Here is a 13,741-nt window from a genome sequence, read left to right as displayed (position 1 = left end):
CGCCAGTCGCTCATGGGGGAAACCCCCAAGACCGCGCTGGCTCACCTTTTCCCCAAACCAAATTCCAGTTTAAAATCCTTAACCGAGCAGTATTGCCTCCACACTCCCCACACTCCCCACACCTTTTTTCGCTCACCCATGTATAGTTTGCTGAATGGAAACGCGATCGCCACACTCAACAAGACTGCGGGCACAATGGAAAAAGACAATATCGCAATCAGCAGCGGTGTCCATTATCGATTGCCTTTATGATTAATTATCAAATAAATCGGTAATTTTACATAAATAGAATGAATGATTTCCTGGATCGCAAACTCTCCCGACGCTTTCGCACCTTCGATGACGATGGTAACGGCTTTATTGAGAAAATCGACTTCGAGCTGTCGGTCGCCCGTTTGGCTGAAGAATTTGGTCACGGTTCTGAATCTCCAGCCCGACAACAGCTCCTCGATCTGAGCTTAGGTCTTTGGGAACACTTGCTTAAAGTGGCCGACACAAACACCGACGGACGCATCAGCGAGGCCGAGTATAAAGCAGCATTCGCCTTAGGACTGCTAGAAACTATTGAAACCTTTGACCAAGGCTATATACCTTTCCTGAGCGCCATCATGGATATCGTTGACCAAGATGGCGACGGTAAGCTCACTGTCACTGATGAAATCCGTTGGACTGGCGCTCTGATGCACCTATCTGAACAAGACGCCCGCGAGGTATTCCGGCGCATTGACCAGGATGGGGATGGATTCATCACCACCAGTGAACTACTCGAAACTATCCGCGCTTATTACTTCGACAACTCGCCGGATTCTCCAGGCTACTGGCTACTTGGCCCCCTCGAACCATAATCTCTAGACTTCTAAGAGAAGTGGGGAAAAGGGTAAGGGGTAAAGGGTAAAGGGCAAATAAAAACCCTTTTCCCGGTTGGTGAGCTTGTCGAACCATTAACCTTTTCCCTTTCCCCCTCTTGCAAAAGTTACTTTTGCAAGAAGTCTCCTAAAGACTCATAACAGTTCATGGTTGTTCAGTTAGTGAAAGGGTAATTTCAGAATTCGCGTTCCTGTGCGTTTCAAAATATTATGGACAAAGTTCACCAATGCACATCGAAGCCACAAAAATTAACTTGCTTACTCCATGTAGTGAATTACCTCTACATAACAAGAGAATTTTAGTTACAGCACCGAGAAATTATGCTTATAGGTTGTCTGAAGAAATCATCAAAAAAGGTGGTTTACCTGTTTTGATGCCCACCATCGAAACCTGTTATTTGTCAAACTATACTCAGTTAGATAACGCTTTAAACCGCATAAAAGAATTTGATTGGATTATCTTCACAAGCAGAAATGGAATTATTGCATTTTTTCACCGCATAAATGATTTAAAAATTTCTATATCTGTGTTAGAAAATTGCCAATTATGTGCATTAGGAAAAGATTCAGAAAGCTTATTTTCCTTTAGCGGCAAGGTAGATTTAATTCCCAAGGAATCAAGTCCAGCCGGAATAGTTGCTGAATTAAGAAAAATGAGCGAAATTCACGAAAAAAAACTGCTAGTGCCGGCTCCAGAAGTTGTGGATTTGCCGGAACCTAATGTTATACCCAATTTAATTACAGACTTAGAAAATTTGGGCATCAAAGTAACTCGCGTACCTACATATATGACACGAAGTATAGATAAAAATATTTACAGTATAGAATTAGACTTGATTCGTCAAGGAAAAATCGATGTTATTGCTTTTAGTAGCACAGCAGAAATAGAAAGTTTTTTAAGAATGGTCAACTCTCCAAGGGATTACAGAGATTGCACCATCGCCTGCTTTGGCCCCTACACAACAGCCAATGCAGAAAAATTGGGAGTTGAAGTTTCTATCGTGTCCACAGATTATAGTTCATTTGCGGGATTTGCTGAAGCGATCGCCAGATTTTTTGTTGTTTAACTCATCCCCCGGCTTTACCTGGTGAGGATTTCGAGTCATTAGTAGTTATATTTAATTTATGGTATTTAGTAATACTAGTGACTAATCACTAAAATGACTTGGTACAACAATTCCTCCCATCGCCAGAAGCAATAGACTTCCTTGTCGTCTTTCGGTGATTTTTCTACCCACCTTTTGGTAGATGTAAACTAGCTCTACCAGCCGATTCTTGAATTTAGAATATTCAACCAGAATTAACTCTAGACTAGCTGCACATAAACCCGTAGTATCGAAAATGGAGTTTATATTTAGTTAGGGATTTTTACATGGCAACTTACAACGTCACATTAAAGACCCCAGATGGCGAACACACAATTGAAGTTCCTGATGATGAGTACATCCTAGAGATTGCTAACGAAGAATACAATCTTGACTTACCCTACTCCTGCAACGCTGGTTCTTGCTCTACCTGCGTCGGCAAGCTGATTTCAGGTACAATTGACCAGTCAGATCAGAACTTCTTGGACAACGATCAAATGGATGCAGGATGGGTTCTTACCTGCGTTGCTTATCCCACTTCTGATTGCGTCATCGAAACCCATCAAGAAGAAGCGCTAAACAGTTAACTTAACAAATCTGGATAATCAAGAGCAAGTTTTTAGGGTGCGTTAGGGACATTGTTTCTAACGCACCTCAAATCTTAAGTACTGAGCTAAGTACAGCGATACAAATCAATCAGGACTTACACAGTGAGGGAAAAGGGGAAGGGGAAAGGGGGTGCATGTTTGGCATTTTCCCTTTCCCCTTTCCCCTTTCCACGCCTCCAGGGTCGGGAATAAGGTTGCACAACAGTAAAGTAGCATAAGTCCTAATCATTTAAAATCTAAGATTAGTATTAAAAGACACTATATTTGAGTTAATGGGCTTGCAAATAAAAAATATCTTTGGATTGAATTTTTGAATTTTTCTAGAGATAATGAAAGCCTAATAACCAACTGCTTACAACAGATATGTCAATAAGTTGGATTTACCTCATTGCAGCAATTCTTTTTGAAGTTTCAGGTACAACTTGCATGAAATTATCAGAAGGATTTACTAAAATAGTCCCTTCAGTATTTATATTTATTTGTTATGGATTTTCTTTTACTTTTTTGACTCTGGCTCTCAAAAAACTTGAAGTGAGCGTGGCTTATTCTGTTTGGGCTGGATTGGGAACAATCACAGTCGCTATGATTGGTATAATTTGGTTTCATGAATCTGCTACATTAAGCAAACTCATTTCCATTGTCTTAATCATCATTGGGTTAATTGGTATAAATTCTGGTCGATGATTTAAAAATTCAAAATTCACGTATTCACAAACTTGAGCAAAATCTAGCTTTTGGAGAATTGGTATCAAAATATTCTGTTTGACAGCAACAACGATTTCCTCAGATAAAAAATACCTCGTCTAGAGGGACGAGGGAAATTAACCAAAACTCATCATTCTGTTAATTGCTGCTGTAGCGATTACATCAGCAATTTTCTTGTTCATTGAGTAGAGCAAACTTAGCTGAATATACTTAAAAGTATAGTAAACCTCGGTAAATATAGCCCACAAGTAATTGACTTTTATACTTTACCAAAGACCATGACAATCATGCAGCCAAATTGGCAAGTTTTTTATACACCGAACCAGAAAAAACATTCAGCAAATAGCGAAAACTTAGGGAACTCTAAAAAATAAATTGTTCCGATTTAGGTCGTTGACTGTTCACTGTTGACTGTCAACAGTGAACAGTCTTCTGTGGGATATTTTTTTACTTGGAGGTTCCTTAAACTTGTGTTGTCGTGGGAGTTGGTAATGTCACCTTTAATCGCTGAAACATTGCTTCTCGTCCTTGGACAGCAAGACTATCGTCTAATGGTTTTAGAGTAATTGCCTGTTGATACTTTAGCCGCAATGCAGTTTGAATTAACCAATCAGCCACGAAGGGATTTTTAGGTAACAAAGGGCCATGAGAATAGGTAGCGATCGCATTTTGATAAAACGCTCCCTCTGTGCCATCTTCACCATTATTACCCAAGCCGTACACCACTCGTCCCAAAGCTTCTACTTTTCCGAGTTTGGTACGTCCTCCGTGATTTTCAAACCCTATTAAATACGGCGTACTACCCGTCATCTCTGCTAAATCCTGGGCTAAGCGAGAAGCAGTAACTTCAATCACTAAATTACCAATACAGCGCTTAGTATTTTCACCAGGATGTATAGAAACCAAATCGAGAATACCCAAACCTTCAATGCGTTGTCCTAAGCCTGGTTCATAATAATGTCCCAGCAATTGGGGAGAACCACAGGTAAAAACTCCTGGTGTCCCATTTTCAATTTTTTCCCGCATAGCCTCAGCCTTCGCACCTTGCAAATCGCGCATCACAATTTCTTGCTGACGGTCTTGTGCGCCACCACCCACTATGACATCTACAGATTTAATATCATCTGCTGTGGCATCTCGATCCAAAGGCAATACTTTAACACCGTATCCCCGCCACTGGGCGCGACGTTCTATAGTAATCACATTACCGCGATCGCCATAGGTACTCATCAGCGTCGGATACAGCCAACCAATTGTTAATTCTAAATTTTGTAAACTCATAATTTTGGGAAATGGGGGATGAGGTATGGGAAGCAGGGGGAAAAGGTTAAAGGATAAAGGGTAAAGAGATAAATTTAACCTTTTCCCCTTACCCCTTTCCCTTTCCCCATTCCCCATGCCCAATTTACAGAATTTTCCTACCAGTGAGGACTTCTCGCACTTCTAGCATGGCTGAATAAGTGGGGAGAATGTGCAAAGTTTCATTCTCTGGTGTATGTTCTAGGGCAGTGGCTATGGCTTGTCGCAAATCTTCTTGGACAATTAAATTTAATGTACTTTCGGGAGATTTTTCGCTGTAACGCAGGCGTAGTGCCATATCATAAACGCGATCGCCACTAACTACTAGGGTTCCTCCACGTTCGACTAATTTCTCGGTATCCACGTCCCAAATCCAGGATACATCGGTGCCATCAGGTGTGCGATCGTTTAATACTAGCAGTGTGGTTTTATCCGTGCTTTGAGTCACCACGCGAATTGTTTCATTTGTACCCACAGGATTTTTTGATAACAAAATCCGTACTTTTTTACCATTAATTACTAAATCTTCAGCGCGACCAAAAGCGGCTTGGAAGTTGTTAATAGTATTTTTAATTGTTGCTTCATCAACTCCTAATTCTCTAGCCGCAGTTACAGCAGCTAAAGTATTGTATTTGTTATATAAACCAACTAGAATTTGCGGCCATTCACTACTTTCTAGACTTGGTTTACTTTTACTAAAACCACATTTGGGACAAGTAAAATCTCCCAAATGCGACAAGTAGACACCTTTATAGTCTAGGGAATGCCCACATTTAGGACAATATATCGAATCAACAGCGTGAGGAATTGCTTCTAAATAATGTTCTGGTTCATTCAAACCAAAGAATAATACCTTTTGGGGTAATTGTTGTCCGAGGTGAGATAAAGTTGGATCGTCAGCATTAGGAATTACTACTGTTTCTGGCGGGAGAGTGGAAATTACCTTTGTCCAACGCTTACTAATTGTGTCTACTTCCCCGTATCTATCGAGTTGGTCGCGGAACAAATTTAAACAAAGGATAATTCGCGGTTGCAGTGGAGTTAAGACCTTGGGAACAATATTTTCATCAACTTCCAAAATCGCGTAATCAACATCTAGTGTTCCCACTATATTGGTGCTTGACAACAAAGCTGTTATCAAGCCGTTTTCCAGATTTGCACCTGTAGAATTATGGGCGATGCGGTAACCTGTGTTTTCTAGTATGGTTTTGAGAAGCAGCGATGTTGTAGTTTTGCCATTAGTACCGGCAATTAAAATCACTCCCTTTTTGACTTGCTGACTCAATAATTGTAAAAGTCTCTTTTCAATGCGACGAGCAATTGAGCCTGGTAATACACTAGCAGCACCGAGACGCAGCGATCGCACTAAAAATGTGACGCTTTTTGCCACTGACACCGCGAAACCCAGCCGCACTCTATCTATAAGTTGTATTTTGTTTCCCACATTCGTACCCTAATCTTCTGACGGTTGTTTAATTGAAAGTTTTTAGTGACAAATTTAATTTTGTGAGTTTAGCGAATCCTAGCTGAAAAAGCCAGCCTTGAGGGGGATGGGGAGATGGCCCCCCTTTCCGAGAGATAATCTCACTAAGCGTTATCTTAAAAAATAGTGCGCGGGCGTAATTATATATCCAGCCCAGTTCGCTGATTTCAGCACAACTCACGACAAGTAGTAGCTTGCAAGGTTTCTTTTGATGAATAGCACAAAGTTTCGGTTTTTACATAAAAAATTTACTGGCTGGCAAAAATTGGTGTCCAAATGCCTGTTCTTGGTTGTTTGTCTGTTCATTATAAGTATGCAACCTGTATATGCTGGTCTCAATGATGATAGATATGATGGCAACATGTTTGTAGTTTATGCGGGTAACGGTTCATTAGTTCCCTCTAGGCAGACACTCGCACAGTCTTTAGCAGAACATAAACCCGTATTTTTGGCGTTTTATCTCGATGACAGCAGTGATTCCAAAAGATATGCCATTTCCATTTCACGAGTACAGGAATTATATGGTCGGGTAGCAGAGATTATTCCTATTAGTGTAGATAGTATTGTGCCGAAACAAACCTACGACCCCACAGAACCAGGGTATTACTATTCTGGGAGTGTTCCTCAGGTTTTGGTGTTTAATCGATCAGGTGAAGTAGTTCTCAATAAAACAGGTCAAGTACCTTTTGAAGACATAGACGATGAATTTCGCAAAATATTTAATTTATTACCGCGCACCGAAACAGCACAGCTCAAGCGACGGGCTTTCAATGAGTTCAGCAGCGAGTTAGCTAAGTAACTCACTCAGGCGACTCCAAAAAATAAACGATGGTTTGAAGTAGTTGACTGTTGACTGTTAAACGCCACTTGTGCCATTTGAGGGAACTCCTACGTATCAGTGGCTCCTGTTAACTGTGAACACTCAACAGTCAACAGTCTTCTATAGAATATTTTGTTACTTGGAAGTCCCTAGACCAATTGGCCTGCCCTAGTTTTTAGTGCTGTCTGTTACTGCATTATTTTTCGTAGCCAAGCATAATCAGTAGAAGACAAGAGGCAGGAGACATGATTTCAGAAGGTTCTAAACTCAATTCTTTACTTATTATCTTTTCCATCTGTAATTTGTCTCCACAGTTGATGATGGCTACTTATTGAAATATTCTGTACAACACGCTAGAAAGTTAATTCATAGTCTATAGTTCATAACTAATGACAAATGTCCAATGCCCTATGTCCAATGCCCAATAACCAATGACTAACTAAAGTGTATTCTGATGTCAAAGGTTTACAGCACTCAAGAACTAATCGAAATTTTGGCAGACGAACGCCAAGCTTGCCTCAAAGGAAAACGCTTGAAATTAGAGGTAAAAGTTTCTGGTAATCCGGTAATTGACCAGTTTATCAGAACTGATGGGCTGCAAAAGTTCACGGCCTATCAAGATTTCAAAGCGGCAATTCACGATTACCAAAGAGAAAATCAAGTGTCAGGTATTATCTGGCGAGAAGTCACAGTCAAAGGTCAAACTTTGCGTTATCCCGAAGTAGATAGCGAATTAATAGCGCTGACTAGTGATTTAGAGATTTTAAAAGCCGCTAAAAATTCGATTTTGGAATTTTGGTATGAAGTTACTAGGGAGATGGACTTATATTTAAGTTTCAATAATAGTAAACAACACGAACAAATTATTAAACTTGATGTTGAAAGAATTGCTCAAAGAACAGAATGGGCAAGTTTATGGAAGTGGGAAAATTCTAGCTTTTTGGAAATAATTTTGCAGCTGGGATGGGGCAAACCAGAAGAAGCTTATTATAAACGAGGAAGACCGCGATCGGGTAGTGAATATATTCATGCAGTCAACCCTGGTAATCATCCTATTGGTTGATGTGTAGGATTGATATTTGATAGGACTTACGCAAAAACTCTCTCAAACTCTTATTTTTTTGTATCCTAACCTGCCTTAAGCCACTTCTCTACGAGATGCTCCTTTGAACGTGTCTATGCGTTCTTCTCTAACGAGACGCTACGCGAATGCGGTAGCCTGCGGTAACCCTCTGACGCTCCTTCTCTGCGAGACGCTGCGCGAACGTCGCTACCGCTTCGCTAATGCATCTACGTTTTTCGTTATTTTGCGTAAGTCCTGCTTTAAATTAGCAACCTCAAATTAATGATGGTAGATGACTGAAGCTGCAATTTCACAAAGATTACTCTTCTTCTTCCCCAAACACTTCGTCTATTAATTCTTGCGCTCGTTCGTCTGAAATTCTTAAAGCTTCTTGAAGTTCAGAGATATAATCTTGTTCGCTGTCTGGTACTTCTTCATCAATACCTACTAACAAGATAGCGGTTATATATGCAGCTTCTCGATAAGCTCTATTTGGCAAGGATTCGATCGCTTGAGCTACTAAGTCTTCAGGTTCTTCTTCTTCAATTAAGCTAACGACTTTATCAGTCAATTCTTCAAAGTCATCATCAGAGTAATCTTCAAATAAGCCAACCTGACTGAGAAATTCACTCAAAGCATATTCTTCCGTTGAAGAAATACCTTCACCATCAGCAGCTGCGGAAAAAAGTCCAATAATTGCGATCGCAACTTCTGGCTCTAAAGCCACTGAACTAGCACTACGCCCTTTGGGCAACCTGCGTTGAGGCATAATTATCCTTTAAAAGTTAGGTGATATTTCAGGAAGTAATACCTTGCGGTTTATCAAGCTTCCTGGATTCAGGATTCCCAAAACAATGGGTGAATACACAAATTTATTAGTTATTAATATGAATATTTGTTTCATAACGGACTTCCAATAAATAAAATATCAGGTCAGTGGCAACCGACAAGACAAAATATTAACCCAAGAAGAATGAAGGCGATTGTTCAACAAGGGATTTCTTCCCCCCTGCGATGTTTATTGTCGAGTGAGAGCGATCGCAATCATAGTCTACTTTTTTACTGCGATGGCGTAGTTTATTGTCGAGTTAGGGCGAGCACGCATAAAAGCAATTAAATCATCTTTATTCTGTTCGAGAGAGTTGCCACCCCTTACTCTAACTCGTTATTCTTCAGATAGACGTGATGCAGTTAGGGATACACCTCAAATGTCAACTAATATTTCTCTGGAAGAACGTCTTGCAGCTGTCGAAGCGGCGGTGACGGAGTTACAAAAACAAGTATCGGCTTCTCAACCAACCAATTGGCTCAAACAAATTACAGCTTCCTTCAAAGATGAGCCTGCGTTTGAAGAGGTACTCGCTTATGGGCGTGCGATTCGCCAACGCGACGAGCCAATAATCGAAATTCAGGATGAGCCATGAAATATTTGTTGGATACAGATCATTTAAGCATTATCCAGCGACAAACGGGGCAAGATTACGTGAATCTTTCGACCCGTATGGCTCAATATCCGCTATCGGATTTTGCAATTTCAATTGTCACCTTTCACGAACAACTTCTTGGTTGCCATACGTATATTAGTCGCGCTCGTAACGATAGTGAAGTTGTTAAAGGTTATGAGATGATGGTACGTCTTGTAAATGATTTTAAGGTTCTACCGCTTGTGTCATTTGATGCTGACGCTGCTACTGCATTCAGTCAATTACAAACTCAACGCATTCAACTTGCAAGAATGGATTCGCGGATTGCGGCGATCGCACTATCTCGTAAATTAGTTCTGTTAACACGCAATCATCGGGATTTCAGCAAAGTACCCGGATTGTTAATTGAGAATTGGACGGCTTAATGCGATGGCATAGTTTATTGTTGAGCGAGAGCCTAGCCCGTCGCAGACATCTCCTTGGAAGAAGATATCGTTTAAAGCGAAAAATATTCCAATCTATTCTGAAGGAAGTTGTTCTTCTTGTAATGGAGATCGAAATCAAATTTATAAATAAAAATTAACCTTTTGAATCCGGGTTCTGAAATTAACACAACGCTCCCCCTAATTCCTGAGGCTTTCAGCTGCCTCGACATCGCAACTTCTAAAGTTGTATATTTTATTTCCAGGACTTACGCATAGGCAACGGAAAATCTAACCACAGAGGACGCAGCGAAAAGTCGGAGCGCCGGCTTCCGGCGTACACCGAAGGGGTTGCCGCAGGCATCTGAACTTTTCAAGACAGAGGACACGGAGAAATAAGAGCAAGAGAGAGTTTTTGCGTAAGTCCTAATTTCTTGTAATTGCTAAAAAATACGCACAGGATACATTCCTGTGCGTATTAAGACGGCTAAATTTAATGATTTCGGAGTGGAGAGGAAGGGGGTGAGGAAAAATTTCTAACTCTCAACTCTCAACTCCTAACTCCTAACTCTCAACTCCTAACTCCCTTTCACAACTTCGTCCCACACTCAGAACAAAAGTTATGAGTGGGAGCATTTTTAGCATTGCAGTGACTACAATAAACTGGCTCTGCTGGGGCTTTGGGCGCTTGCTTGGGTAAGCCGACCATTTGAGCGTTGCTCTTACCAGGAGCTACCATTGGATAGCAATTTTCGTCTCTGGTAACGTGGACATTCACGATTACCGGGCCTTTGTGTGCCAGCATTTCGGCGATGCCATCTTTCAATTCGCTGCGATCGCGGATTACCATTCCCTTGATTCCATAGGCTTTTGCCAATAACTCAATGTCTGGCATCCCTACTTCCATGTTTGAGGATGAATAACGTTCGCCGTAAAAGGCTTGTTGCCATTGGCGTACCATCCCTTGCCAGCCATTGTTAATAATTAGAGTCTTGACATTTATACCGTATTGTGCTAGTGTACCAAGCTCTTGTAAGCACATTTGGAAACTTGCATCACCACTAATACAGATGACTTCTTCATCGGGAAAGGCGACTTTAGCGCCCATAGCCGCAGGTACGCCAAAACCCATAGTTCCTAAACCTGCGCTAGAAATCCAGCGTCTTGGGCCGTTTTTCAGAAATTGCGCTGCCCACATTTGATGTTGTCCCACATCTGTGGTGTAGAAGGCGTTGGGTGCTTGGCGGCTGACTTCTTGGATTGCTTCTTGGGGTGAAATGCTGTCGGGATGCTGCGGTACTACCAGAGGGTACTCTTCCCGCCAACGGTTAACTTTAGTTAACCACTCTTGATTTTGATTTGGTGTTGCTTTGATGCCTGTTTCTTTGCAGCGACGCAACAAGTCAATCAACACGTTACGCACATCGCCGACGATGGGCACTTCGGGAATGCGATTTTTGCCGACTTCGGCGGGGTCGATGTCGATGTGGATTACTTTGGCGCGGGAGGCGAATTCGTCTAATTTGCCAGTGACGCGATCGTCAAATCTTGCGCCGACGCAAATTAGCAAGTCACAATCACTCACAGCAAAGTTAGCGTAAGCGGTGCCGTGCATTCCCAACATTCCCAGAGCTAGGGGATGATGTTCGTCAAAGGCACCGATCCCCATTAAAGTTGTGGTGACGGGGATATTGAATAACTCAGCTAATTGCTTGATTTCTTCGTGGGCACTAGCAGCGATCGCACCACCACCTACATAAAGTAGGGGACGGCGACTTTCAGTAATCAACCCAATTGCTGCCTGAATTTGCCGGGGATTTCCCTTTACTGTGGGACGATAACCGCGTAACTTTACTGAACCTGGTTTCACAGGTACATAGTCAAATTCTTCTAAAGCTACATCCTTAGGCACATCTATCAAAACTGGCCCTGGACGCCCGGTGCTAGCAACGTGAAAGGCTTCGGCAACAATCCGCGCCATATCTTTGGGATCGCGCACTACATAGGAATGCTTGACAATTGGTAGCGTGATCCCATAAATATCAGTTTCTTGAAACGCATCTGTACCGATGGCTGGACGTGAAACCTGTCCCGTGACTACAATCATCGGGATGGAATCCATGTAGGCTGTGGCGATGCCTGTTACCAAGTTTGTTGCTCCTGGGCCAGAAGTACCAAAACATACTCCTACCTTCCCTGTGGCACGTGCGTAACCGTCAGCGGCGTGGGCTGCGCCTTGTTCGTGTCTCACTAGAATGTGCTTAATTGCACCAGTAGCTTCCACCTTATAGAGGTCGTCATAAATCGGCAGAATCGCCCCACCAGGATAACCAAAAATATACTCAACGCCGTGGCGATGAAGACTGTCAAGCAGAGCAAAACCGCCAGATGCACGTTTGGGCACTACTGGCGGGTTTTTGCGGGACTGTTGGTGATTCTCGGCTTGTGGAATACTGATTTGGGAAGGCAATTCTCCCACGGAGACGCTTTGTGAACGCACGGTCAAACCTCAGACTATAGCTAAAGTTAATGCTGACTTCTGTAGTTAAGATTTCATTTTAATAGAAAACTTCAATTAAATGCCGATTAATTTAATTTATAGATTAAAAATAAAGCCAGATTACTAGCCTACATTAGTTAAATCACGTCTTGCAAGACTCTGCGGGTATTTTGCCAAGCCCAAACGCCGACAAGTACAACAACGATGCTCATAACCACAAGCACTGTTCTTAATCCCAAAGCATCAGTTAACGGCCCAGTAATTGCTAAGGGTACAGATAAGGCAATGTTGACAGCGTGATTTTGAAAGCCAAACACTTTACCATGCATGGTTGGTGGTGTTTGCTGTTGAATTAAAGTTTGCATAGGTACACCAATAAAGGCAGCACCAACACCCAAAATTGCACACAGTCCCAATGCCAACAATAAATTGTGCGTAAAAGTAAACACCCCTAAAACTAGGGCTATCATTAAAAAGCCAATTAAAGGTAAGGGTTTGTGGTGCAATTTATCACCCCAGTGGCCTAAAAGCGCTGCACCGGATACCATACCCACACCGGCTGCGGCTAAGAAAAAGCCAAATTGTTTTTCTTTGAGGCCAAACTCCTCAGCTAAACGAATGGTCAACACCGTTAAGGCTGCAAACACACAATATAAAGTTGTTAGTTGCAGCATTGCATTCAAGACCAAACGGTTTTTCTTGAGATAGCGTAGACTGGCGGTAAATTCAGCCCAAGGGTGATTTTCGCCTTGATGTTCCCTTGGTGGTTTGTGTTCTTTAAATTGAATTGGCTGCATAATAGCAGCTGACAATATGTATAGTCCTCCAACCACAACCTCTTGACCGTATTCCGATCCCATAAAGCTTTTTGCCAAACTTAAAATCGGTTCTCCCACCGCAAAGCCAACAATTAAAGCTCCCATCATGGTGCTGCTAAACAGTGCGTTGGCTGCTAACAAATTCTCTCGCTTCACCAACAAGGGAATGGCGGCTTGCTCAGCTGGTGCAAAAAATTGGGTGACAGAGGAAATGGCAAAAGTCAAGATTAACAGGATTAGGAATTCTCGTGGCAAAAAAGGCAGACACAGAGTTAATAGTCCCCGCACCACATCTGAACCGACCATAATCAGCTTTTTTGGCAAGCGGTCAACAAAGATACCGCCGGCAGAACCAAACAAAATCGCTGGTATTGTAAATGCCAGCATCAAAGTTGAATACATTGAATTTTCTGCTAAACCTGGAAGCGGCGAGTAGTTCTCCAAGAGAGCAATCATCAAAACAAAAAAAACTTTATCTGCTAACTGGGACACTAATTGCCCAATCCACAGCAGCATAAAACCACGGTTTTTTAGCAGTGCGCCAAATCCATTATTAACAGCAGCAGGTTCTGTTGGAAACATCAGTTACTTTGGGTAGATGGGGCATGGGATATAGGGCATGGGGTAGAGAGGGAGGGGAGGTAGGGA

The 13,741-nt window shown here is 42.0% G+C and carries 14 protein-coding genes; 9 read left to right on the top strand and 5 right to left on the bottom strand.

All coding sequences use genetic code 11. The annotated features are described in order from the left end of the window. From GNE10_RS35530 to GNE10_RS22060, 5 genes are all read left to right on the top strand, one after another. The coding region (locus tag GNE10_RS35530; RefSeq protein WP_221642944.1) for a hypothetical protein at positions 1-252 on the top strand (252 nt) is incomplete at its 5' end. A gap of 38 nt (positions 253-290) precedes the next feature. Then, positions 291-845 carry an EF-hand domain-containing protein gene (locus tag GNE10_RS22075; RefSeq protein WP_185566999.1) on the top strand — a complete coding sequence of 185 codons (555 nt, stop codon included), beginning with the start codon at positions 291-293 and terminating at the stop codon, positions 843-845. 248 nt (positions 846-1,093) lie between these two features. Next, entirely contained in the window at positions 1,094-1,933 is an 840-nt protein-coding gene (locus GNE10_RS22070) for a uroporphyrinogen-III synthase (protein WP_185566998.1), read from the top strand. A gap of 305 nt (positions 1,934-2,238) precedes the next feature. After that, positions 2,239-2,538, top strand: coding sequence for a ferredoxin (locus tag GNE10_RS22065; RefSeq protein ID WP_099069073.1), 300 nt, complete (start codon positions 2,239-2,241; stop codon positions 2,536-2,538). Between the two features lie 384 nt (positions 2,539-2,922). Continuing rightward, on the top strand, positions 2,923-3,243 hold the full coding sequence (locus GNE10_RS22060) for a multidrug efflux SMR transporter (RefSeq protein ID WP_185566997.1): 321 nt from the start codon (positions 2,923-2,925) through the stop codon (positions 3,241-3,243). A 483-nt stretch (positions 3,244-3,726) separates the two neighbouring features. On the opposite strand, the gene GNE10_RS22055 is transcribed toward GNE10_RS22060, so the two are convergent. Beyond that, on the bottom strand, positions 3,727-4,545 hold the full coding sequence (locus GNE10_RS22055; RefSeq protein ID WP_185566996.1) for a type 1 glutamine amidotransferase: 819 nt from the start codon (positions 4,543-4,545) through the stop codon (positions 3,727-3,729). Between the two features lie 124 nt (positions 4,546-4,669). Next, positions 4,670-6,007, bottom strand: a complete 1,338-nt coding sequence (locus GNE10_RS22050; RefSeq protein ID WP_185566995.1) for a Mur ligase family protein — start codon at positions 6,005-6,007, stop codon at positions 4,670-4,672. Positions 6,008-6,257: 250 nt separating this feature from the next. Here GNE10_RS22050 and GNE10_RS22045 point away from each other — a divergent pair, with 250 nt between their 5' ends. Continuing rightward, entirely contained in the window at positions 6,258-6,845 is a 588-nt protein-coding gene (locus tag GNE10_RS22045) for a thylakoid membrane photosystem I accumulation factor (RefSeq protein WP_185566994.1), read from the top strand. Between the two features lie 475 nt (positions 6,846-7,320). After that, the gene (locus GNE10_RS22040) at positions 7,321-7,929 is read left to right on the top strand and encodes a hypothetical protein (protein WP_185566993.1); all 609 of its coding nucleotides are present in this window, start codon (positions 7,321-7,323) and stop codon (positions 7,927-7,929) included. Positions 7,930-8,248: 319 nt separating this feature from the next. Here GNE10_RS22040 and GNE10_RS22035 read toward each other — a convergent pair whose 3' ends face one another. Continuing rightward, entirely contained in the window at positions 8,249-8,698 is a 450-nt protein-coding gene (locus GNE10_RS22035; RefSeq protein WP_185566992.1) for a tellurite resistance TerB family protein, read from the bottom strand. A 439-nt stretch (positions 8,699-9,137) separates the two neighbouring features. On the opposite strand from GNE10_RS22035, the gene GNE10_RS22030 reads away from it, so the two are divergent. Both GNE10_RS22030 and GNE10_RS22025 read left to right on the top strand, forming a co-directional pair. Next, complete coding sequence (locus GNE10_RS22030; RefSeq protein WP_096534074.1) at positions 9,138-9,353, top strand: hypothetical protein; 216 nt, start codon at positions 9,138-9,140, stop codon at positions 9,351-9,353. Continuing rightward, a complete protein-coding gene (locus GNE10_RS22025; RefSeq protein ID WP_185566991.1) occupies positions 9,350-9,778 on the top strand; it encodes a type II toxin-antitoxin system VapC family toxin in 429 nt (142 codons plus the stop codon). The genes GNE10_RS22030 and GNE10_RS22025 overlap by 4 nt, the downstream gene beginning before the upstream one ends. Positions 9,779-10,364: 586 nt before the next feature. On the opposite strand, the gene ilvB is transcribed toward GNE10_RS22025, so the two are convergent. Both ilvB and GNE10_RS22015 read right to left on the bottom strand, forming a co-directional pair. Beyond that, the gene (gene ilvB / locus GNE10_RS22020; RefSeq protein ID WP_185566990.1) at positions 10,365-12,275 is read right to left on the bottom strand and encodes a biosynthetic-type acetolactate synthase large subunit; all 1,911 of its coding nucleotides are present in this window, start codon (positions 12,273-12,275) and stop codon (positions 10,365-10,367) included. A gap of 137 nt (positions 12,276-12,412) precedes the next feature. Beyond that, the gene (locus GNE10_RS22015) at positions 12,413-13,675 is read right to left on the bottom strand and encodes an MFS transporter (RefSeq protein ID WP_099072355.1); all 1,263 of its coding nucleotides are present in this window, start codon (positions 13,673-13,675) and stop codon (positions 12,413-12,415) included. Between the last annotated feature and the right edge of the window lie 66 nt (positions 13,676-13,741).

The sequence above is a fragment of the Nostoc sp. 2RC genome (genome assembly GCF_014222165.1).
Classification (GTDB): domain Bacteria; phylum Cyanobacteriota; class Cyanobacteriia; order Cyanobacteriales; family Nostocaceae; genus Nostoc; species Nostoc linckia.
The sequence above is the reverse complement of the archived record's forward strand: the minus strand, read 5'-3'. Positions and strand labels throughout refer to the sequence as shown.

Bases quoted from the DNA above. Each gene is read 5' to 3' on its own strand.
- GNE10_RS22025 (WP_185566991.1), top strand. From the start codon at position 9,350: ATGAAATATTTGTTGGATACAGATCATTTAAGCATTATCCAGCGACAA.
- GNE10_RS22065 (WP_099069073.1), top strand. From the start codon at position 2,239: ATGGCAACTTACAACGTCACATTAAAGACCCCAGATGGCGAACACACA.
- GNE10_RS22060 (WP_185566997.1), top strand. From the start codon at position 2,923: ATGTCAATAAGTTGGATTTACCTCATTGCAGCAATTCTTTTTGAAGTT.
- GNE10_RS22070 (WP_185566998.1), top strand. From the start codon at position 1,094: ATGCACATCGAAGCCACAAAAATTAACTTGCTTACTCCATGTAGTGAA.
- GNE10_RS22015 (WP_099072355.1), bottom strand. From the start codon at position 13,675: ATGTTTCCAACAGAACCTGCTGCTGTTAATAATGGATTTGGCGCACTG.
- GNE10_RS22075 (WP_185566999.1), top strand. From the start codon at position 291: ATGAATGATTTCCTGGATCGCAAACTCTCCCGACGCTTTCGCACCTTC.
- GNE10_RS22045 (WP_185566994.1), top strand. From the start codon at position 6,258: ATGAATAGCACAAAGTTTCGGTTTTTACATAAAAAATTTACTGGCTGG.
- GNE10_RS22030 (WP_096534074.1), top strand. From the start codon at position 9,138: ATGTCAACTAATATTTCTCTGGAAGAACGTCTTGCAGCTGTCGAAGCG.
- GNE10_RS22035 (WP_185566992.1), bottom strand. From the start codon at position 8,698: ATGCCTCAACGCAGGTTGCCCAAAGGGCGTAGTGCTAGTTCAGTGGCT.
- GNE10_RS22040 (WP_185566993.1), top strand. From the start codon at position 7,321: ATGTCAAAGGTTTACAGCACTCAAGAACTAATCGAAATTTTGGCAGAC.
- GNE10_RS22055 (WP_185566996.1), bottom strand. From the start codon at position 4,545: ATGAGTTTACAAAATTTAGAATTAACAATTGGTTGGCTGTATCCGACG.